The sequence below is a fragment of the Nonomuraea sp. NPDC050556 genome (genome assembly GCF_044457355.1).
Lineage (GTDB): Bacteria > Actinomycetota > Actinomycetes > Streptosporangiales > Streptosporangiaceae > Nonomuraea.
In genome coordinates this window covers 385,532-405,933 of record NZ_JBITGU010000003.1, presented here as the reverse complement: position 1 = coordinate 405,933, position 20,402 = coordinate 385,532, and the positions used below count along the sequence as shown (strand labels likewise).

Sequence of the window (20,402 nt, the reverse complement as noted above, 5' to 3'; positions counted from 1 at the left end):
GCCTACCCTACGTAGGCGCCTCCCGCAGGCGATCAACGGTGATCCCGCGGATCAACACCTCAGAAAGGACCGAAGCGGCCACCAACCCCGCCACCAACGCCCCTCCCCCCACGACCACCACAGGCGTCAGGCTCACCTCGTACACCAGCGGCGGCGACAGAGGCAGCACCGTGAACTCCGGCACCCGCGACAGCGCCACCCGCGCCCCCAGCACCCCGGCGAGCAACCCGCCCACCACCCCCGCCCCCAGCGTCAACGCCTGTTCCAGCAGCAAAGCCACCCGCAAAGCCCGCCCACGCGCCCCAGCCGCCTCAAGCGCCGCCAGCTCGTAACCACGCCGCCGAGCAGCCGAGTAGAGCGCGAGTACGGCCCGCCCCAGCGCGAGCACCGCCGCCGCCACCGCGGACACCAGCATCAGCGCCAGCGCCGCACCCGGCCCCTCGGTGGCGAACCGCGAGCGCAGCTCGGACGCGTGCCGTACGCCGAGGACCTGGAGCCCCTCCACCTGCAGCGCCCTGACCACGTCAGGACCGTGCCCGGCAGCCACCCACACCTCGTAGGTGGCGTTGGGGGAGATCGCGAGCGCCGCCCGGTCGGCCAGGTCGAGGTCGACGACGACGCCGAGCCGGTCCAGTCCTGGCGCGGCGGTGCCCGAGGCGACGGACTGCATGCCGACGGTGTAGTTCTCGTCGAGGCCAGGCAGCTTCAGCGTGCCGTCCAGGTGCCCGTTGGCGATCACGGGGACGGTGTCCGGGTAGGTCATCGGCCGCGCGTTCCCCTGCTCGTAGGCGCGCGCCACCAGCGTGAGCCCGCCCTGGAACATCAGCCCGACCCCGGACCAGGCCTGGGAGTCGGTGAGCCGCGCCTCGACCGGGTTCCAGCCGCCGTCCCGCTTCACTTCCAGCTCGGTGATCGTGAAGTCGAAGCTGTGGTCCTCGTTGGCGACCTCGATGCTGGGGCCGTAGTAGTCGAAGCTCCCGACGAACCCGCGCAGCTCGCACCGGGCCTTGCGGCAGGGAGCCGGCAGGTTCCACTCGCCGATCCCGGGTCCGACGGGGATCCGGCCGCCCCGGGCCATCCCGGGAACGCGCAGCAGCGCGAAGATGTGCACTTCCCAGTTCTTGGGCACCTTGGCGTGCTTCGCGCGCACGCGCAGCCGTTCCCCCGTCAGCCAGATGCGCGGCGCGACCTCGTGCCCCAGCTTGGCGGTCTGCGCGGCCAGCCCCGGCTGCCAGTGGCCGACGCCTGCCAGCCGGGCGGGGTCGGCGGCGACCATCGGCAGCCGGCCCGGCATGCGGATGACGGGGGCGGCCAGCCGCCCGCTGGGGTCGGCGTCCTGTACGGCCCTGCGGAACTCGTCCACGTCCGTCCTGACCACGTCGACCACGGTGTCCGCTCCGGTGTGGACGGCGGCGACCTCGCGGTAGTTGGCGGTGGTGACCGTCCAGGTGGCCGCTGCGAAGGCGGCGACGCCGACGGCCGTCGCGACGACGGTCACGCTGCCGACGGTCACCGCGCCCCTGGCCACCTGCCTGATCGCCAGGAAAGCCCCGAGCCCGCCGCGCCGCCTGGTCAGCCTGAACAACGTCCTGGCCAGCAGCGGCAACAGCCGGGCCGTGAGCAGCGCGACCGCCAGGGCGATCAGTCCAGGTACGGCGAGAGCCGCGGCGTAACGCCCCGACGACTCGGTGATCGCCCCCGTGGCCAGCAGCTCGAACAGCCCCGCCCCGGCCAGCGCCAGGACGATCGCGTCCAGCATCCAGCCGCGCGCGCTCCTGCGCGGGGTGCGGCGCCACTCCTCGGTGACCGGCCGCACCGCCATCCGGTACGCCAGGAATCCGGCCGCCACGACCCCGCCCAGAACGGCGGCGGCCCCCGTGAACACCGCGGACACCGGCGTCGGGACCGGCACCCCGGGCGGCGCGATCATGTGCGCGGCCACCCCGGCCAGCGCGACGCCCGCGACCAGGGCCGCGGCCAGCACGACGAGCGGCTCGGCGAGCCCGAACCGCCACACCTGCCACCGGCTCTGCCCGCGCAACCTGGCCAGCGCGATCTCCGGCCCGCGCGCCGCGACCAGGTCGGCGACGGTCTGGAAGAGCAGCAACCAGCCCAGCGCGGCGAGCTGCGTGATGACGAGGATCAGCGGGACGCTCAGCGCGTCGACCTGCTTGACCATGGCGGCGATGGTCTCGCCGATGCCGGTGCTGACCGTCCCGCCGCGCTCGCGGCTGAGCGCCAGGGTGCCGTCGTGGACGGCGCGCAGCGCGGGCAGGTCGCTGCCGACGAGCCGGTGGACGTCGACGGTGAGGACGGCGAAGTCCTGCCACGTCGACTGGGGTTCCTCCAGGTTGGCGTAGGTCTGCTCCCGCGTCGAAGGCACGGTGAACATGGGCGCGGACCTGGCCTCGTTGCTCTCGAAGAGCTGCCGGTTGAACCAGTAGGGGTCGGCCACGTTCGTCGGCCGGTAGATCCCGACGACCTTGAGCGTCGCGCGCCTGGACGAGCCCGCCCGCTCCAGCAGGATGGGCAGCGACACCTTGCCGCCGACCGGCTTCCCCGAGGAGACGGCGACGGCCACCTCCTTCGCCGCGTTCGGGCAGCGCCCCTTGAGCATCGTGAGGTGCGCGCACTGGCCGTCCTGCCACATCAGCGTGTCGCGCGGCGCACCGGCCACCGACGGGCCGGTGAGCTGCGCGCCCTTGACCGGCGGGCTGAGGAAGGTCGCGTTCGCGAAGGGGACGTCCGAGCCGCCCTGGTAGAACCAGCCCCTGCCCTCGGTGGGCGCGGCGGTGAGGGTGTTGCGCAGGATCGCGGTCTCGGCCGCGCCCTGGTAGATGGGCCCGAGCGCGGCGGCGGTCACCGGCACGAGCGCGACGATCAGCACGATGAGCGACAACCAGCGCCGCTCCCACAGCCCCGACCAGATCACGGTTCGATCCTCCTGAGGATGACGCCGTCGTCGAGCGGCTCGATCCTGGCCATCGAACCCGCCGGCAGGATGCCGTGGTACTCGGGCGGCAGTTGCAGCGAGCCCTCGCGGCCGACGACCACGTAGTTCTCGCCGTGCCTGCCCTCGGCGCCGACCCTGCCGTCCCTGATGGTGACCGTACGGCCGAGCGCCCTGCTGACGACGTGGTCGTGCGTGACGACGACGGCCGTCGTGCCCTCCTCCTCCGAGGTGGACTTGATCAGGTCGATCACGGTCCTGCCGGTGGCGCCGTCGAGCTGGCTGGTGGGCTCGTCGGCCAGCAGCAGCCGGGGCTTGTTGGCCAGCGCCACCGCGACGGCCACCCGTTGCTGCTCACCGCCGGACAGCCTGCCGACCGGGGTCTTCACGCCGCCCAGGCCGACCCGGTCGAGCAGCCGGGTGATCCTGCGCCGGTCCCTGCGGACGCCGCGCTGGGCGAAGGCGACGTTCTGCGCGGGACTGGCATAGGGGATGAGGTTGCGCGCCGGGTTCTGCAGGACGACGCCGATGTGCTGGGCGCGCAGCCGGTCGAGGCGGCTCTGGCCGAGGCGGTTCACCTCGACGCCGTTCAGCCATAATCGCCCGGCGCTGGGCCGGACGAGCCCGGCGAGCAGCCACAACAGGGTCGACTTGCCCGCGCCTGAGGGGCCGAGCAGGGCGACGGTCTCGCCCTCCTCGATCACCAGGTCGACGTCGCGCAGCGCCACGACCTCGAGCTCCTGCGCCTTGTAGATCTGCACGACCCCGTCGCACCGTACGGCCGTCATCGCAGCGCCGCCGTGCGCAGCTCGACCACGCGGTCGCACCGCTCGGCCACCTCCGGGTCGTGGGTGGCGATGATCAGCGCGGCCTCCGAGCCGAGGAGCGCGTCGAGGACCAGCTCGCGGTGGTCGGCGTCCTGCTCGGCCGTCGGCTCGTCGGCCAGGAGTACGGCAGGCCGCAGCGCGAGCGCCCTGGCGACGGCGACACGTTGCTGCTGGCCGCCGGACAGCTCCTCGACCAGGTGGTCGGCGAACTTGGCCACGCGCAGCCGTTCCAGCATGTCCGCCGTGGCCGCCATCGCGTCCTTGGCCGTACGGCCGGCCGCCCGCAGCGCGACCTCCACGTTCTCGGCGGCGGTCAGCAGCGTGAGCAGGCCGTACGACTGGAACACCAGCGCCACGCGGGCGCGCAGGTCGGGCCGCTCGACCAGCGGCACCCCGCCGACCAGCACGCGGCCGGAGCTCGGCGGGAGCAGCCCGGCCAGCGTGGTGAGCAGCGTGGTCTTGCCCGACCCCGACGGGCCCATGAGGGCGACCCGCTCCCCCGCGGTCAGGTTGAAGCTGAACTCGCGGATGATCTCCCGCTCGCCCGCGTGGCAGCTCAGCGCGTGACAGGACAGTGCAGAATCCGGCATATCCGGCGCCTCCGTACGTCTTGTGGCGCTCAGCATATAGTCAGTCAGGCGAAGTATGGAGCGCGATTCGATCTCACTTCTCGATCGCCAGGTAGGTGCCGCGCAGGTGGCCGAGGTGGGCGTGGGCGGCCTCGCGAGCCCCCGCCTCGTCGCCCGCCTCCACCAGGGCGAGGATCTCGCGGTGGTCACGGTCGACGTCGTTCCAGAACGTGCCGGGAGCGCGCTCGCGCAGGAACCGCTCATCGAGCACCTGGAAGATCGGCCGGGCCACCACCTCCAGCAGCGGGTTCCCCGAGGCGCGCAGGAGCACGGCGTGGAAGCGCTTGTTCTGCTCGTACCGCTCGCCCGGCACGTCGAACAGGGTGCCGCGCAGCTCGTCGAGGTCCGCCTCGCTCCTGCGTACCGCCGCCAGCCCCGTCGCGGGCACCTCCAGCAGGTCGCGGATCTCCAGGAGCTGGTCCACGGTGATCTGGGTGTCCGCGGCCAGCAGCCCGAACCCGGTGCGCAGGTAGTCGCTGATCTGCTCGGGGCGCGGCGCCACCACGAAGCTCCCGCCGGACACGCCGCGCACGGTCGAGATGAGGTTCTGGCTGGCCAGCAGGCGCAGCGCCTCCCGCACGGTGCTACGGCTCACGCCGTACCTGGTCGACAGCTCGGGCTCGACGGGCAGCCGGTCACCGGGGCGCAACTCCCCGGCCACGATGCGGTCGCGCAGGTCGGCGGCGAGGTTCTCGTACGCGGGGACGGCCACACGGAGATGGTACGTGAAAACGTCAGACTTTCCATTGACGATCACCCGGGGCGGGAGCCAGCATGAGGAAATGCGGCCTCATGTCGAACTCATCCACCAGGGCGACTACGTCTGGCACGGCGCGGAACTCGTCGGCGGCGAGGGCAGGGCGAGCGAGCGCCGCCTCTCGGTCGACGAGGAGGACGGCTCCTCGTCCTTACGCGTCGGCTTCCACACCGGCTGGGGGCGCGGCCCCGGCGTGCATCACGCGGACACCGAGTTCTACGTGCTCGAAGGCTCGATGACGTACGGCGGGCGGCGCATGGGCAAGGGCGGCTACGTCTTCGCCCCCAAGGGCGTGCCCGTCGAGGCGATCACGTTCGACGAGGGCACGCAGATCCTGCACTATCGCGAGTACGGCGACGCCGGGTTCGACCCGGGCGCGGCGCGGTGGCCGGACGCGCGCGGGGACGTCATCGTGATCGACTCCGAGGCGATGCAGTGGGACGCGGTGCCGAAGGCAGGCCCCATGCCCGGACTTTTCATCAAATATCTCCACGTGGACCCTGTGACCGGGTTCTACACCCGGCTGATCCACTCCCAGGAGGGCTGGTCCGACCACCGGCTGGCGCATCACCCCTGCTACGAGGAGGCGTACACGCTGCAGGGACACATGGAGTACAACTTCGGCACCCTCACCGAGGGCACGTACTTCTTCCGCCCGGCGCGCATCAAGCACGGCCACTTCACCACGATGGAGGGCGGCACGACGTGGCTGATGCGCTCCGACGGCGAGCTGTTCAACTGGTACACCGAGAACGAGTGGGTGCGCTGGGGCGGCGAGGCGATCAACTACGGCGCGGGCGGCGACCGGATGCGCTGGTCGCAGTCCACCCACGACCTGGGCCGCGGTTCCCACCGGCGCAGCGAGCGCGACCTGGCCGACCTGCGCGCCTCGCTGGCGTTCGCCAGGGAGCAGGGCGCGACGGACGCCGACGTGATCCCGCACGGCCACACGGACAAGAGCCTCCTGGCCATCGCGAAGGCCCGCGACGCCGCGCGCTTGCAGGAGGGGCACTCCCACTCCCATGACTGGGGCGCGGACCCCGCTTCGCTGGAGCACCCGGAGGAGCGCCACTCGCACAACTGGGGCGAAGGCCGCGTGTGGAAGCCCGGCGACCCCATCCCGGCGCCGATCCTGTCAAGCCTGCCCGTCCGCAGCCGCTCCCGCGGCCGCTGGGACGGCGACGGCATGTGAGACCGGCGTGTAGAAGACGACCCACTGGTCGCCCTCGGGCACGTGCAGCGTCTCGCAGTCGAGCTCCAGCCACCCCGACCGCGGGTGGCGCAGCCGCTTGCGCGCCGATCTCCGTACGGTGACGTCGTGCCCGGCCCACAGCCGGACGAACTCCTCACTCGCGGCGGCGAGCCTGGCGACCAGGTCCTTGATGCCCGGGTCGTCCGGGTAGCGGGCGGCTGCCGCGCGCAGGTCGGCGACGGACTCGGCGGCGAAGCGCCACGCGCCCTCCTCGTCGTGCCGCTCGCGGGCGCGCGGGTCGGTGAAGAAGCGCCAGATGAGGTTGCGCTCGCCGCTGAAATCGGTGAGCAGCGCGGCTGCCCCCTGGTTCCAGGCGAGCACGTCGTACTTGGCGTCGACGACCATGGCCGGGGTGTCTCCCAGGCGTTCCAGCAGGTGCAGGATGCCCGGCCGTACCTCCTGGGGCGGGCTCACGGGCGGCCCGGCCACCTCGCCGGTCAGGGAGAACAGGTAGGCCCGCTCGTCGGGGGACAGCCTCAGCGCCGCGGCGACCGCGTCGAGCATCTGCCTGGACGGCCGCGGCCCCCTGGCCTGCTCCAGGCGGCTGTAGTAGTCGACCGACATGCTCGCGAGCCTGGCCACCTCCTCCCTGCGCAACCCGGGGGTACGGCGGCGCGGCCCGGCCTCCAGCCCGACGTCGGACGGCTGGACCCGCGCGCGGCGGCTGCGCAGGAACCCGGCCAGCTCTGCCCTGTTCACCCCTCCAGCATGCCGAACCGGCGCGGCGCCAACCAGGGATCGCCGATCCCTGGTTGGGCAGGTCCCTCCCGGTATCGCGCGGTCTCGGCGAGCCTGGGGGCATGAAGATCGTTCTCATCACCGGGGCCAACAAGGGCATCGGCTACGCGACGGCCCGCGAACTCACCGAGGCGGGGCACGTGGTCTACCTGGGCGCGCGCGACGCGGCCAGGGGGTCGAAGGCGGCGGCCGAGCTCGGCGCCAGGTTCGTCCTGCTCGACGTCACCGACCAGGCCACCGTGGACGCGGCCGCCGCCACGATCGGCGCGGAGTCCGGCCGCCTCGACATCCTCGTCAACAACGCCGGGATCTCCCTCGGCAACACCCTGCGGCCGAGCGAGCTGCCGGTCGCGACGTTGCGCGAGGTCTACGAGACCAACGTGTTCGGCGTCGTCGCGGTCACCAACGCGATGCTGCCCCTGCTGCGCCGCTCGCCGGCCGGGCGCGTCGCCAACGTGTCGAGCGGGCTGGGCACGGTCGCGTTCCTGACCGCCGGCGGCTCGCCGTACTCCCGCCTGCTCGCCTACAACACCTCCAAGGCCGCGCTCAACGCGGTCACCCTGGTGTACGCCGAGGAGCTGCGGGACACGCCGGTCACGGTCACGGCGGTGTCGCCCGGGTTCTGCGCGACCGACCTCAACGGCCACCGGGGCGTGCTGAGCGCGGACGAGGGCGGCGCGCACGTCGCCAGGCTGGTCCTGGCCGACGCGCCGACCGGCGTCTTCCTCAGCGAGGCGGGCGGGACGTATCCCTGGTGAACCCCACGGGGACGGGCGGGTCGGTGACGATCCTGGTGTCGAGGAAGTCCCACCACTCCTCCTGGGAGACGCGCTGCGACTCCCAGGAGTCGTCGACCTTGAGCGTCGTCAGTGCCCTGCGGTACTCGCCCCAGGCGGCCTCGTCGTCGAACGCCGCCCAGTTCTCCAGCGTGTAGACGTCGCCGATCACGCTGTAGTACCAGCGCACCTCCCTGACCATCGGCAGGTCGCGGTAGAACCAGCGCTCCCTGTCCTCCAGCCAGGACCAGAACTCCTTCATGTTCCTGCGCGAGCGCTCGCTGAGCCGCATGCGGTAGACGAGGTAGATCATGTCTCTCCCAGATGTCCGCGTCGCGTGGGTTCCGCCGGTGTTCCTTCGCCAGCCACCCAGGTGGGCGGGCCGTCGAAGACGGCCAGGGCGAGCGCGCCCTCCTCGGTGGCGCAGTCCCAGCGGGTGGTCCCGGCGGGCAGCCACGCCCAGTCGTCCTTGGCGTAGACGTCCCCGCTGACGCGCAGCGAGCCGTCCAGGACGGTGAACTGCTCGCCGGCCAGGTAGTGACCGCGCTCCGGACGCGCCCAGCCGGGCGGGAAGCGCACCAGCGTCACCTCGCGCGCCACCCTGACCAGGCGCACGGGCGCGGTCGAGCCCGGCATGACGAAGTCGTGCTCGCGCGGGATCACCAGCCGACCTTGGCGGCCCCGCCGATCAGGGCGCGCGCGATGACCATGCGCTGGACGTCGTTGGTGCCCTCGCCGATCGCCATCAGCGGTGCGTCGCGGTAGAGGCGCTCGACCACGAACTCCTGGCTGTAGCCGTAGCCGCCGTGCACCCGCATCGCCTCCATCGTGGCCTTCAGCGCCACCTCGGAGGCGAAGTACTTGGCCATCGCCGCCTCCGCGTTGGAGTCGCGGGTCGCCGCCCAGTAGGTCATCAGCCTGGCCGCCTGGATCTCGGTCGCCATGTCGGCCAGCTTGAGCTGGATCGCCTGGAAGTCGGCGATCGGGCGGCCGAACGCCTGCCGTTCCCGCGCGTAGGTCAGCGCCGCGTCGTAGGCGCACTGCGCGACGCCGACGGCGCGCGCGGCGATGTTGACCCGGCCCAGCTCCAGCGCCGACAGCGCCTGCTGCATGCCGCGCCCCTCGACGCCGCCGAGCAGGTGACTCTCGTGAACCCTCACGTCTTCGAGGACCACCTCGCACGTCTCCGTGCCCTTGTAGCCGAGCTTGGGGAGGTCACGACTGACGGTGTAACCGGGGGTGTCGGCAGCGATGAGGAACATCGACATGCCCCGGTGCGCGGGCGTCTCCATGGAGGTCTTCACGAGCACCGGCATGGGGTCGGCGTAGCGGGCGTTGGTGATCCACGTCTTGGCGCCGTTGATCACGTAGTGGTCGCCGTCCTTGACGGCTCTGGTCTGGATCCCCTGCAGGTCCGTGCCCGCGCCGGGCTCGGTGAGGGCGATGCCGGTACGGCGGGCGCCGGTCGCCAGGTCGGGCAGGTAGGCGTTCTTCTGCTCGGCCGTGCCGTACTTGGCGATCATCCACGCGGACAGGGAGTGGGAGCCGAGCACGCCCGCCACGCCCATCCAGCCGCGCGCGATCTCCTCGAAGACCAGGGCGAAGGAGACGCGGTCCAGGTCCAGCCCGCCGTACTCCTCGGGGATGGTCATCCCGAACAGGCCCATCGCCTTGAACCCGTCGACGATCTCGGTCGGGTAGCGCCCGGTGCGCTCCCACTCCGAGGCGACCGGGACGATCTCCTTGTCCACGTACGCGCGCAGCGTCTCGCGGAAGGCCCGCTGGTCGTCGGTCAGCTCGAAATCCATCACTGCTCCTTCTCGAAGACGGCCAGCCCGCCTGACCAGGTCAGCCTGACGCGCTCGTCGCACGCCCATTCCGCTGCTTTGTCCGCGCTGACCAGCCTGGTCAGGAGGATCGGGCCCTCGTCCAGGCGGACGCGGGCGATCACGTAGGGGGTCTCGAAGTCGGCGGACGGCGCGCGGTGCACGACCGTGTAGGAGTCGACGACGCCGCCGCCGGACGCCTCCAGCCAGGTGAACTCGGTCGCGCCGCAGCTCGTGCAGAGCGCCCTGGGGTAGTGCTGCGGGCGGGCGCAGGCGGTGCAGTACTGGAGGATCAGCACCGGTCCACCCCCAGCAGGACGGTGGCGTGGGTGGAGAAGATGCCGCCGGTGCCGTGCGCCAGGGCGATCTCGGCGCCGGGTACCTGCCTTTCCCCGCATTCGCCGCGAAGCTGGCGCACCGCCTCCACCAGGAGGAGCAGGCCGTACATGCCGGGGTGGCAGTAGGACAGGCCGCCGCCGTTGGTGTTGAAGGGGAGGGTACGGCTTCGCACGAGCTCACCTGCTTCTCCCGGCTTGCAGAAGCCGAGGCCTTCGAGGGTCATGAGCACGGTGATGGTGAAGGAGTCGTAGACCTGGGCCACGTCGACGTCCTGCGGGGTGAGCCCGGCCATGGCGAACGCCCTGCTGCCCGAGTCCTCCGCGCCGGTGCTGAGCAGGTCCTTGGCGTGGGCCATGGTGTCGTTGGTGGTGGCTTCGCCGTACCCGAGGACCGTGACCGGGCGTTGGGGCAGGTCGCGGGCGCGGTCGAGGCTGGTGAGGACGATCGCGCCGCCGCCGTCGGTGACCAGGCAGCAGTCGGCGACGGTGAGCGGGGAGGAGACCATCTCGGCGGCGAGCACGTCTTCCGTGGTGAGGGGCCCCGCGTTGTGGCGGTACGCCTTGGGGTTGAGCAGCGCCCACTCCCGGGCCGCCACGGCCACCTCGGCGAGCGCCTCCCTTTTCTGTTGATATACGTGCATATAGCGCTGCGCGACCATCGCGTAGTAGGACAGTGGGTACAGCGGGCCATAGGGCGCCTCGTATCGGGCGTACGGCGTGTGGTCCTCTGCTATTGCATTTAGTGATCTTGATCTGGCGCTGCGCTGGTTGCTGCCGTAGGAGATCAGGACCGTGGTGCACTGTCCCGCCTCGATCGCCTGTACGGCACGCGCCACGTACATCTCGAACGCCGAGCCTCCGGCGAACGTGGAGTCCGTCCACTTCGGCTGCAGTCCCAGGTATTCGGCCATGAGCGTGGCGGAGAAGCGGGACACGCCCGTCGTGGCGAGTCCGTCCACATCTTTGAGCGTCAGGCCCGCGTCGGCGAGCGCTCTGGTGATCGCCTGGGTCTGGAGTTCGAGAACGGACTTGCCGGTCACGCCGAGGTCGGACTCGGCGGCGCCGACGATGGCGACGGTCATGGGACGATCACCGCCGTTCCCCTCGCGACCAGGCGGCCCGCTGCGGTGACCTGCTGCTCGACGTCGGTGTCCGAGACCATCCTGGCGGTGCAGCGGACGGTCTCGCCCGCGTGGACCGCGCTGGTGAGGCGGAAGCGCAGGGACCTGAGCCTGGCCCCCTCGTCCTGGAGCTGCTCTGCCATCAGGGCGCCGAAGAGCTGGCCGTCCACGACGGGGTCGCCCTCGTAGTGGAGGCGGTGCCAGTCCCAGGTGGCTCCGGCGTAGGCGATCATGTCGGGGAGTTCGATGGTGCGCTCCAGGGGCTCTAGGCCTTCGAGGTCTTCTGCTGTCGTTTGTCTTGGGGGTTTGGGGGCCTTGATGTGGATGAGGGTTTCCTCGTTGGCGCCCAGGCGGTCGCCGTGCTGGTTGGTGTAGTCGGCGGTGGAGGTGACGATGGTCATGCCCGCCTTCTCCTCGATGCCGGCGATGCGCCAGGTGGCGGTGATGATGTCGCTGGGCCGTACGGGCTGGTGGAAGGTGTAGGCGTTGCCGCCGCGCACGTTCGTCTTCAGGTCCCAGGTGTGGCCGGCGTAGCCGTCCTCGTCTCTGGGGAGGCCGGTGTACTGGTTGGTCTCGAAGATCAGCGTGGGTGGGGCGATGACGCCGTCGTACCCGTGGGCTCTGGCGTACTCGTCGTCGGTGTAGAGCGGGTTGTGGTCGCCCACGGCCTGGGCGAAGTAACGAATCGCGGCCCTGCCCAGCTCTTCCGGGGCTGTGTAGACCTTCATGCGCGCACCGCCGTGGGGATGACTTCGATGAGGAATTCCGGACGCAGGAGCGCGGTGCAGACCACCGAGGTGAGCGCCACCTCGCCGGGGAAGTACTTCGCCCGCAGGTCTTTCAGGCCGTCATACCCCTCCCGGCCCTCCGGGGTGACGTACTCGACGAGCCTGACGACGCGGAATTCCTTCCCCGCCTCTCGCAGGACGGTCGCGATGGCGGCGTAGGTGAACTCGGCCTGCGCCAGGAGGTCGCCGTCGAAGATGGCGCGCTGGGTGGCGGGTTCCAGGGCGCCGAAGCCGGACATGAACAGGGTGTCTCCGGCCAGGACGCCCGGACGGTAGGTGAGCGTCTCGTAGCGGCGCCAGCCCGGGTTGACCGTACGCAGCGGGGCCGTGGACGCCACCGCGTCCAGCGTCACCTTCTGCTCCCCCTTGTCCACGAGGATGCCCGCCGCGCCGGGGAAGACCGGCGCGCCGTCTGTGCCCGTGCCGCCCAGCAGGTCCTTCCTCGGGCGGCCGCAGCGGGGGTAGTCGGCGCGGGTGGCGGTGGCCGTGTAGTCGGTGGTCTGGACGAGCGCGTCCAGGCCGAGTCCCGCGTCCTTGAGCAGGTCGGCTGCGGTCTCCAGGCAGGAGCGGTATTGCGTGCGGAAGTCGGCGGTCAGGTCCTGGGGGAGGATCGTGGGCAGGTAGACGATCCCGTCGGCCACGGTGACCCGGTTCCTGCGCTCGCCGCCGCCGGGGTGGGCGGTCAGCTCGACGGCGACCGCCATCTCCGCCTCCAGCAGCCCCTCGACGGGGATCATCCGCTCGGCCGCATCCTTCGCATACCAGACGGCCTGCACGATGTCGCGCTCGTCGAGCCCTCTGTCCCTGAGGTCCCGGACGGCTCCCGCGTAGGCGTCGTCCGCCGTACGTCCTGCCACCGCGCTCAGCCGGACGGTGTTCACAACGCCTCCCCACACGCGGCCATCAGGGGCCGCAGGCTGCTCAGTGACTCGATCCCCATGGCCAGCTCGACCGCGTGATCGGACAGCCCGTTGGCCCGCGCCTTACGCCTGACCAGGCCGTCGAGGTCAGGATCGTCCGGCCCGCCCGAGCTGCGCCCCACCCGCCCCACGACCTCGCTCCCATCCGCGAACCGCACTCGTACGACCCCCGGCTGATCAGCCGCGACCCCAGGAAGGTCAACGACTTCATGCCGGACTTTCCCCGCCAGCTCAGCGAGATCCTCTCGCCCCATATCGGCATATGTCCCCACAGTGACCTCGCCGTCGACCAGCATCGCGGCCACGCTCCAGGGCAGGCTGAACTTCGCGTCGTACGGCGTCCGCGGCCTGTCCTTCCCCTCCCCGCAGACGATCGCCGCCGCGTCCGCATGCACCTCGACCACCACCTCCGTCACGATCCCCGCCGGCACGACCTGGGCGGCCGCGTCCAGCGCGGCGTGCAGCAACTGGCAGGCGGGATAGGGCTTGATCGTGATCCGAGAGGTTTCCCACCGCTCCCCCAGCCCGCCCCCGGGATCCACCCCGGCCCGCCCGAGCAGCGCCCCGTAGAGCCCGAACCGCCCCTCGATCACGCTGTCCGGCCCTGTCGCCCCCGCCCTGGCCAGCCGGGCAGCCAGAATCCCGCCCTGGGCGGCGAACCCGGGATGCAGTTGCTTGGTCGACGACCCGGTGTGGAGGAACTCCAGCAACCCACCGGCCTGGCTTCCCGACACCCCGAGGGCGTCAACGGCCCGCTCGTACGGCAGGCCGTACAGCCTGGCGGCGACCAGCGCGGCGGCTATTACGCCGCAGATGGAGGTGGCGTGCAGGCCGCGTGCATGGAACCCATGGGGAACCGCGGCGCCCAGGCGGCAGATCACCTCCAGCCCCACGACCGCCGCCAGCAGAACCTCCTCCCCACAGGCCCCCACCTCCTCCCCAACCGCCAACGCTGTCGCCCAGACGGGGGCACTGGCGTGGACCAGGGCGGCGGCATGCGTGTCATCAAAGTCCAACGTGTGCATCAACACCCCATTGGCCAGCGCCGCCCCCAAACCCCCAACCCGCCCCCCACCAACCCCCACCCCACCCGAGGGCTCCCCCGGACCCACCCCACCCGAGGGCACCCCCGCCCCCAGCCCCACACCGCCCTTAGGCGCCCAGGCCGCCACACCAGATCCCCCCGAATCCGCCCCACCCTCCGCGACACCGCCTTGGCCACCCAGCCCCACCATCTCGGCCCCGCCCAGACCCGCCGCCCCCGACTCCGCCCCGCGGTCCTTGTCCCCTGCGCCCGTTCTACTGTCCGCCAGGCCGCTGCGGTGGCTGCCCAGGATCGTCGCCTCCGGTGGGCCACCGAGGCCGCGCGCCACCTCGACCGCAGGCACCCGCGTGGAGGCAGCCGCCATCGCACACCCGAGCGCGTCGACCAGGTGCCGCTTGGCCGCCTCCCGCACCACCTCAGGCACGTCCTCCAACCGCAACCCCAGCCCCCACTCCACAAACCGCCCCGCCACCGTCCCCCGGCCCGGTGAGTCCTCGAGACGGTCGGAGTCGGTCATCGGGGCGTCCCGAAGGCGCCCGCAGCTTCGAGGGAGGCGATGTGTTCCGCGGTGTATCCCAGCAGGCCAGTCACGATCTCCTCCGTGTGTTCCCCCCGCAGCGGAGCCCGGCGATAGGCCACGTCCTCAGACCCCACCCGCACCGGCGAAGCCAGTTGCCGCAGCGTGCCGTACCGGGGATGGTCCGTCGACACCACCAGCCCCCGCGCCCGCGTGTGCTCCTCCTCCAACGCCTGCCGCACGTCGTTGACCGGCCCGCACGGGATCCCCGCCGGATAGAGCACCGCCAACCACTCCTCCACCGTCCGCCCGGCGAAGATGTCCGCCAGCAACGGCAGAAGCGTGTCCGCGTTGCGCCGCCGATCAGCGAAGGTGGCATAGCGAGGATCGCCCGCCAGCTCCTCCCGCCCGATGACCACGGTGAGCCGCTGCCAGAACTTCTCCTTCGCGCACCCCACCACCAGCCACCCGTCCCGGGCGCGGAAGTTCTGGAACGGCACGAGCGAAGGATGCGCCGAGCTGGCCGTACGCACAGGCTCGAACGTGGTGTTCAACGCCCACGTCCCGATATACGTCAACATCCCGATCGCCGTGTCATACAGCGACAGGTCACAATCCATCCCCACCCCGTCGCGCCGCGCCGCATGCACCCCCGCCAGCAACGCCATCCCCGCCACGAGCCCACCCGAGTAGTCGACCAGCGACAACCCCGACTTGGCCGGCGGCCCGGACGGCTCACCCGTCATCTCCATCCACCCGGCCAGGCCCTGGAGGATGTAGTCGTACCCCGGCTCCGATGACCTCGGCCCATTCATTCCGAACCCAGTGAGCGAACAGCACACCACCCTGGGGTTGAGGTGCTTCAGAGCCTCGTAATTGATACGCATCTTTTCCGGGACGTCGCCACGCAGGTTCGAGTAAACGGCATCGGCCCGCCGTACAAGATCCTCAAAAACCTCCCGCCCGGCAGCGGTGGACAGGTCGAGGGAGAGCGACTTCTTGTTCCTGTTGAAGGTCTCGAAGAACAGCGAGTCCTCCCCCTCGGCGTACGGCGGGACGTAACGCCCCACATCACCGCCGACCCGAGGGTCCTCAATCTTGATCACCTCAGCACCGAGGTCAGCGAGATGCACGCTGCCAAAGGGCCCGGCCCCATACTGCTCCAGGCTGATGATGCGAACATCCTCCAAAGGCCTCACATCAACCCCCCACACCCCTCAGCAACCCCTTGAGCGCCGACATCCCGCACACACCCGCCCCTCACAGGAACGCCACCCCACGTGCATGGTCGCCCAGCCCACTCGTTCCACCCCAGGCCCGACCTCGGCTTCCCACATGGGCCAACCGGTCATGTGAGCCACCGTCGCGCCAGGCGACTGCGGCAACCCGTGGCGCTCGTCGCCATCCAGCCGTACGGCTGCGCCCATCTTTTGCGCGAGCCACCATCTCGCCAACCGGCCGCGCCTGCCCATCGCCCTTGCCACCAACCGGCCGCGCCAGCCCATCGCCACTGCCGCCCACCGGCGCTGCCGACCCGCCGCGCGGGACGCCGTGTTGCCGCGCGCTTGGGCGACCGGCGGCAGACGCCCCACCGTCGCCCATGTCGGCCCATACGCGAACGTCGGTCATCGCGGCACCTGCGCGACCCCGTCGCCGATCCGTGCGCCGGGCTATGTCCATATGTGTGAGGGGCGATAAGGGGGTGTTCATGGCGCCAGCGGGCCGTTCTTGGCCTGCGGGAAGTAGTCCTTGTCGTGGGGTGCGTCCCGCTTGTAGACCATCACCGAGCGCTTCCACGACATGATCTCGTCGCCGTCCTGGTTGAGCCCGCGGGTGCGGCACGTGACGATCCCGGCGTACGGCCGCGACTTCGACTCCCGCGCCTCCAGCACCAGCGACTCCGCGTAGATGGTGTCGCCAATGAACACCGGGTGGCTGAGCTTGATCTCCTCCCAGCCCAGGTTCATCAGCGCCGTCTGGCTGACGTCGATCACCGACAGTCCGAGCACGATGGCCACCGTCAGCCCGGAGTTCACGATGATCTTCCCCACCGGGGCCTTCGCGGCGAAGTGGGCGTTGAAGTGGTTCTGGTTCGTGTTCATCGTCAGCAGGGTGAACCAGGTGTTGTCGGCCTCGGAGATGGTCCGGCCGAGCGGGTGCTGGTAGACGTCGCCGACCACGAAGTCCTCGAAGTAGCGGCCGATACCGGCCTCGTGCACGCTCACAGGCTTGCTCCCTTAAAGGTCAGACTTTAGGCTAATGATCTGACATTTCAGGGGTCAACCTCTGGAGGCAACGGATGGATATCCGCCGGGAGATGCCGCTCCTCGCCAGGCACGAGGGCGAGTGGGACGGCACGTACACATACGTCGCAGCCGACGGCACCATCACCGATCGCCACAGGTCCCACGTGCGTTGTTCCCTGTCTTCTGAAGGGAATGATTACTACCAGGTCAACACCTACACCTGGGACGACGGCCGCACCGAGGAGCACCGGTTCCCCGGGGTGTACCTGGGGGGTGGACGGTGCCGCTTCGACACCGAACGGATCCGCGGGGAGTTCTTCGAGGTGGACTCGGCGGTGATCTATTTGCAGTGGGTGTACAAGGCGGCTGAGGACATCCGGTTGTACGAGCTGATCGTGCTCAGCGAGGACGGGAAGCACCGCAACCGCACGTGGCAGTGGCACCGGGACGGCATCTGCTTCCAACGCACCCTGATCACCGAAACCCGCACCCTCTAACCTCCCGGCCTCTATCGCCGCCGCCCACCCCATCCTCGGCCCCGCCTGCGGCCCCTCCAACCCCGTGGCGCCTCCGCCCGCAGCCTCTCCGCCCTTGGCCTCTCCACCCCCGACCTCTACCACCGCCGCCCACACCACCCTCGGCCACTCCAACCCCGCGACCTCGCCACCCTCGGCCCCGCCCGCGGCCCCTCCAACCCCGTGGCGCCTCCGCCCCTGGTCTCTCCGCCCTTGGCCTCCCTGCCGCGCTCCGCACAACTCGCGACGCCTTCGTCCACCCCCGCCACCCGTGTGAATCGGGCGCGCCCCATTGCGAGGTCGGGCCGTGATGGGAGATTTCAGGGGCAGGAAGGGCTCGGGGGTTAGGGGCGGGGGTTGGAGGTTGGCTGTTGGGCGGGCCAGGGAGCGGCGGCCAGGAGAGTGATGGTGGCTGCACCGGCCAGCAAGGCCAGGGCTGGGATCCAGGCGCCGGTCGCTCCGATGAGTACGGCGGATGCGGCTGCTGGGGCATGGAAGCGGCCCGTCGCAACCATCGCGGCAACGCTCAACCCTGCGGCCACGGTCGCAGCCACGGGGCCTGGGCCGATGACGAAGGCTGTTGCGAGGGCGGCGGCCACTGCCATCAGGTGGCTAAGGAGCACGGTCCAAGGGCGAGCGGCTGGCGTACCGGGGGCCACGGCTACCAGGGCGGCTGAGGCAGCGATGGGAGGTGCCAGCGTCGGCTCACCAGCCACCATCTGGACGACGGCAAGCGGGGCGAGGAAGACCAGCGTCACCCATGCTGGGCGCAGCCTTGCCAGCGTTCCCGCAGGTAGGCGGACTGACCATCGTCTACCTGCCGGGCGTGATGTCGCCATCACCTCCCCCCTCCGACGGTTGGGCGGTGGAGATTGGCTGCAGACGTCGCAGGGAGGGGTGGGGTCGCACGGAGGGGCGGGGTTGCGTGGAGTGCTGACCTCGGGAGGTGGGCTGGTGGTGGCGGGGAGGTGCACGCTTGGCCGGGCGCGGAGTCGGGGCCAAGAGCGAGGGCATGGCCGGGCGCGAGGGCAGAGCCAAGCATTGAGCCGAAGCCAAGCGCAGCCGCGAGGGCGAGACCGGATGCAGGGGCAAAACCGTGCGCGAGAGGAAGGCCAAGCGTTGGGCCGGGGCCAGGGCCAGGCGCGGCCGCGAGGGCGAGCGCAGGAGTGAGGGTGGGCGCGGGAGTGAGGGCGAGCGCGGGAGTGAGGGTGGGCGCGGGAGTGAGGGCGAGCGCGGGAGTGAAGACAAGCGCGGGAGCGGGAGCGGGTGACGGGGTTGGGTGGGGGGTGGGGGTCATGCGGTTGGCCAGTCGTTTTCGGTTTCGGCGACCTTGTTGACGTAGTTGGTCAGGGTCTGCAGCGCCACCCAGGCGATGATCTCCAGGATCTGCTCGTCGCTCCACCCCGCCGCGCGAGCCCCCGCCGGGTCGGCATTCCCGCGGGACTCCGTCAGCGCACGGGCGAATTCCACGGCTGCGGCGTTCTTGGGGTCGATGGCCGTCCCGTGCTTGGCTTCCGCAATGTCAGTGTCGGTCAGCCCCGCGGAGGTCTTGCCCATATACGTGTGCGCGGCGACGCAATACGAGCACCCGTTGGCCGTCCCGATCGTCAAAGCCAGCAGCTCCGTGGTGGCGGCCGGGAGCGTGCCCTTCTTCAAAGCGCGGGACAACCCCTGGTAGCCCTCAAGCACGGCAGGCGAGTTCGCCATGACCCGGACCATGTTGGGCACGTTGTCCAGCTTCGGGTCCCCCTGCACAGCTTTGATCATGATAAAAGCCCCTTCTAACGGATAAATCCGGAACAGGGCGTTACGTTATCACGGGCAAAGTTGGATATGTCCGTTAGGATGGCAGCATGGATGATCCGCTCGCACTTCGCCTGGCCAGTACGATTCGCGCCAGACGTTCCGGCCTCACCGACGCCTTCGCGACCGTCGAAGGGCTGACGACCTGGGTGCGAGACCAGGACCTGGGACGGTTCCTCGACACGTCCACGTTCACCGCCGACGAAGCCACCAGGGTCAGAACCGTCGCCCTCCGGCAAGCCGTACGCGCCCTGTTCGCCAAAGCAGTAGCCCCCGCCCCGCCCAGCTCAGCCGACCCCGCCGCCCTCCCCCCGCTCCCCGAGGCCCTGGCGCTGGTCAACCGTTCAGCCGCCCCCCTGCGCAGGAGCCTTAACTGGACCGACACCCCAGAAGAACACCTCGACGTCCAAGGCGACCACCTGGCCGCCGCCCTGGCCGCCGCCGCGATCGACTTCTTCGCCGGACCCGACCTGGAGCTGGTCAGGGTGTGCCCGGCACCGCGATGCGTCCTCTACTTCATCAAGCGCCACCACCGCCAGGAGTGGTGCTCGGTCGCGTGCGGCAACCGCGCCCGCGCCGCCCGCCATTACCGGGCCAAGGAAGCCTAAGCGCGCGGCCCCACGAAGAGCGTCTGCATCGACGCGCCCACCTCGCCCTCGGCGTCGAACAACCGGGTCCTCGCCAGCCCCCGCCCCGCCGGACCGATCGAGGTCGACGCCTCCATGCACATCCACTCCCCCACCGGCTCGCGGAACAGCGAGATCGACAGATCCACGTTGGCGAACAGGTAAGCGCCGAAGTCGAGCACGTTGCTGACCCCGTTCCCGCTGTCGGCGAGGATCACCAGCCGTTCCAGCGGCGTGATCTCCTCGCCCTCGACCAGCGGCACCCCGACCCGCCCCCACACCGTGGCAGGCCCGGGAGTCATCGCCGACCCGGAGGTGAAGCGCCACTCCATGGCTCTGCCGTACCCGAAACCGGTCGCCAGCCACGACGTCGTGTCCAGCGAGCCCTCGGCCGGCGGCGGCGCGACGGTGGTCGCCTCGGTCACGGACTCCCTGATCCGCCACGCGGTCAGATGCACCAGCTCGCGCCCCTCGGCGGACAGCACGACCGACGCGCACTGCACCCGCTTGCCGTCCTTGACCAACCGGGTGGTCACGTCGAGCACGCCCACCGGCACGGGCGCGAACACGTCGACCGCGATCTTGGCCACCGGCAGCCCCGGCGGCAGCGCGTGCACCATCAGCGCGGTGACCGGCCCCAGGTGCTGGTGACGCGGGTCCCACGGCCCCTGCGTGTGCTCAGTCGCCTGGTAGCGGCCCGGACCGAGGGGGAGGTACATAGCCATAGA

The 20,402-nt window shown here is 70.7% G+C and carries 22 protein-coding genes; 4 read left to right on the top strand and 18 right to left on the bottom strand.

The features are described from left to right. Positions 1-7: 7 nt before the first annotated feature. From ACIBG8_RS31040 to ACIBG8_RS31025, 4 genes are all read right to left on the bottom strand, one after another. Positions 8-2,932: an FtsX-like permease family protein gene (locus tag ACIBG8_RS31040; RefSeq protein ID WP_397346564.1), complete on the bottom strand. Its 2,925-nt coding sequence runs from the start codon at positions 2,930-2,932 to the stop codon at positions 8-10. Further along, a complete protein-coding gene (locus ACIBG8_RS31035) occupies positions 2,929-3,777 on the bottom strand; it encodes an ABC transporter ATP-binding protein (RefSeq protein WP_397346563.1) in 849 nt (282 codons plus the stop codon). Before ACIBG8_RS31035 ends, ACIBG8_RS31040 begins: the two co-directional genes overlap by 4 nt. Further along, the gene (locus tag ACIBG8_RS31030) at positions 3,735-4,367 is read right to left on the bottom strand and encodes an ATP-binding cassette domain-containing protein (protein WP_397346562.1); all 633 of its coding nucleotides are present in this window, start codon (positions 4,365-4,367) and stop codon (positions 3,735-3,737) included. The genes ACIBG8_RS31035 and ACIBG8_RS31030 overlap by 43 nt, the downstream gene beginning before the upstream one ends. Positions 4,368-4,440: 73 nt before the next feature. After that, the gene (locus ACIBG8_RS31025) at positions 4,441-5,118 is read right to left on the bottom strand and encodes a FadR/GntR family transcriptional regulator (protein ID WP_397346561.1); all 678 of its coding nucleotides are present in this window, start codon (positions 5,116-5,118) and stop codon (positions 4,441-4,443) included. Between the two features lie 70 nt (positions 5,119-5,188). On the opposite strand from ACIBG8_RS31025, the gene ACIBG8_RS31020 reads away from it, so the two are divergent. Then, positions 5,189-6,355, top strand: coding sequence for a DUF4437 domain-containing protein (locus ACIBG8_RS31020; RefSeq protein WP_397346560.1), 1,167 nt, complete (start codon positions 5,189-5,191; stop codon positions 6,353-6,355). Here the strand turns inward: ACIBG8_RS31020 and ACIBG8_RS31015 are convergent. Continuing rightward, the gene (locus ACIBG8_RS31015) at positions 6,299-7,114 is read right to left on the bottom strand and encodes a helix-turn-helix transcriptional regulator (RefSeq protein WP_397346559.1); all 816 of its coding nucleotides are present in this window, start codon (positions 7,112-7,114) and stop codon (positions 6,299-6,301) included. The genes ACIBG8_RS31020 and ACIBG8_RS31015 overlap by 57 nt on opposite strands. Before the next feature lie 101 nt (positions 7,115-7,215). Here ACIBG8_RS31015 and ACIBG8_RS31010 point away from each other — a divergent pair, with 101 nt between their 5' ends. Next, positions 7,216-7,911: an SDR family NAD(P)-dependent oxidoreductase gene (locus ACIBG8_RS31010; RefSeq protein ID WP_397346558.1), complete on the top strand. Its 696-nt coding sequence runs from the start codon at positions 7,216-7,218 to the stop codon at positions 7,909-7,911. Here ACIBG8_RS31010 and ACIBG8_RS31005 read toward each other — a convergent pair. The 10 genes from ACIBG8_RS31005 to ACIBG8_RS30960 form a co-directional block, all read right to left on the bottom strand. Further along, positions 7,880-8,242, bottom strand: a complete 363-nt coding sequence (locus tag ACIBG8_RS31005; RefSeq protein ID WP_397346557.1) for a hypothetical protein — start codon at positions 8,240-8,242, stop codon at positions 7,880-7,882. The genes ACIBG8_RS31010 and ACIBG8_RS31005 overlap by 32 nt on opposite strands. After that, a complete protein-coding gene (locus ACIBG8_RS31000) occupies positions 8,239-8,592 on the bottom strand; it encodes a hypothetical protein (RefSeq protein ID WP_397346556.1) in 354 nt (117 codons plus the stop codon). Before ACIBG8_RS31000 ends, ACIBG8_RS31005 begins: the two co-directional genes overlap by 4 nt. Beyond that, entirely contained in the window at positions 8,589-9,737 is a 1,149-nt protein-coding gene (locus ACIBG8_RS30995; protein WP_397346555.1) for an acyl-CoA dehydrogenase family protein, read from the bottom strand. Before ACIBG8_RS30995 ends, ACIBG8_RS31000 begins: the two co-directional genes overlap by 4 nt. Next, positions 9,737-10,054, bottom strand: a complete 318-nt coding sequence (locus ACIBG8_RS30990; protein WP_397346554.1) for a Zn-ribbon domain-containing OB-fold protein — start codon at positions 10,052-10,054, stop codon at positions 9,737-9,739. Before ACIBG8_RS30990 ends, ACIBG8_RS30995 begins: the two co-directional genes overlap by 1 nt. Continuing rightward, entirely contained in the window at positions 10,048-11,175 is a 1,128-nt protein-coding gene (locus ACIBG8_RS30985; protein WP_397346553.1) for an acetyl-CoA acetyltransferase, read from the bottom strand. The genes ACIBG8_RS30990 and ACIBG8_RS30985 overlap by 7 nt, the downstream gene beginning before the upstream one ends. Beyond that, the gene (locus ACIBG8_RS30980) at positions 11,172-11,942 is read right to left on the bottom strand and encodes a MaoC family dehydratase N-terminal domain-containing protein (protein WP_397346552.1); all 771 of its coding nucleotides are present in this window, start codon (positions 11,940-11,942) and stop codon (positions 11,172-11,174) included. Before ACIBG8_RS30980 ends, ACIBG8_RS30985 begins: the two co-directional genes overlap by 4 nt. Continuing rightward, a complete protein-coding gene (locus ACIBG8_RS30975; protein WP_397346551.1) occupies positions 11,939-12,883 on the bottom strand; it encodes a RidA family protein in 945 nt (314 codons plus the stop codon). Before ACIBG8_RS30975 ends, ACIBG8_RS30980 begins: the two co-directional genes overlap by 4 nt. After that, the gene (locus ACIBG8_RS30970) at positions 12,880-14,484 is read right to left on the bottom strand and encodes an MmgE/PrpD family protein (protein ID WP_397346550.1); all 1,605 of its coding nucleotides are present in this window, start codon (positions 14,482-14,484) and stop codon (positions 12,880-12,882) included. The genes ACIBG8_RS30975 and ACIBG8_RS30970 overlap by 4 nt, the downstream gene beginning before the upstream one ends. After that, positions 14,481-15,683, bottom strand: coding sequence for a CaiB/BaiF CoA transferase family protein (locus tag ACIBG8_RS30965; RefSeq protein WP_397346549.1), 1,203 nt, complete (start codon positions 15,681-15,683; stop codon positions 14,481-14,483). The genes ACIBG8_RS30970 and ACIBG8_RS30965 overlap by 4 nt, the downstream gene beginning before the upstream one ends. Before the next feature lie 507 nt (positions 15,684-16,190). Continuing rightward, the gene (locus tag ACIBG8_RS30960; RefSeq protein ID WP_397346548.1) at positions 16,191-16,709 is read right to left on the bottom strand and encodes a MaoC family dehydratase; all 519 of its coding nucleotides are present in this window, start codon (positions 16,707-16,709) and stop codon (positions 16,191-16,193) included. 74 nt (positions 16,710-16,783) lie between these two features. On the opposite strand from ACIBG8_RS30960, the gene ACIBG8_RS30955 reads away from it, so the two are divergent. Next, the gene (locus tag ACIBG8_RS30955) at positions 16,784-17,227 is read left to right on the top strand and encodes a DUF3598 family protein (protein WP_397346547.1); all 444 of its coding nucleotides are present in this window, start codon (positions 16,784-16,786) and stop codon (positions 17,225-17,227) included. A gap of 362 nt (positions 17,228-17,589) precedes the next feature. On the opposite strand, the gene ACIBG8_RS30950 is transcribed toward ACIBG8_RS30955, so the two are convergent. Beyond that, entirely contained in the window at positions 17,590-17,964 is a 375-nt protein-coding gene (locus ACIBG8_RS30950) for an HPP family protein (protein WP_397347808.1), read from the bottom strand. Between the two features lie 574 nt (positions 17,965-18,538). Beyond that, positions 18,539-19,012: a carboxymuconolactone decarboxylase family protein gene (locus ACIBG8_RS30945; protein ID WP_397346546.1), complete on the bottom strand. Its 474-nt coding sequence runs from the start codon at positions 19,010-19,012 to the stop codon at positions 18,539-18,541. Positions 19,013-19,098: 86 nt separating this feature from the next. On the opposite strand from ACIBG8_RS30945, the gene ACIBG8_RS30940 reads away from it, so the two are divergent. Then, positions 19,099-19,656 carry a CGNR zinc finger domain-containing protein gene (locus ACIBG8_RS30940; protein WP_397346545.1) on the top strand — a complete coding sequence of 186 codons (558 nt, stop codon included), beginning with the start codon at positions 19,099-19,101 and terminating at the stop codon, positions 19,654-19,656. Here ACIBG8_RS30940 and ACIBG8_RS30935 read toward each other — a convergent pair. Continuing rightward, positions 19,653-20,399: a thioesterase family protein gene (locus tag ACIBG8_RS30935; RefSeq protein WP_397346544.1), complete on the bottom strand. Its 747-nt coding sequence runs from the start codon at positions 20,397-20,399 to the stop codon at positions 19,653-19,655. The genes ACIBG8_RS30940 and ACIBG8_RS30935 overlap by 4 nt on opposite strands. Positions 20,400-20,402: the final 3 nt, after the last annotated feature.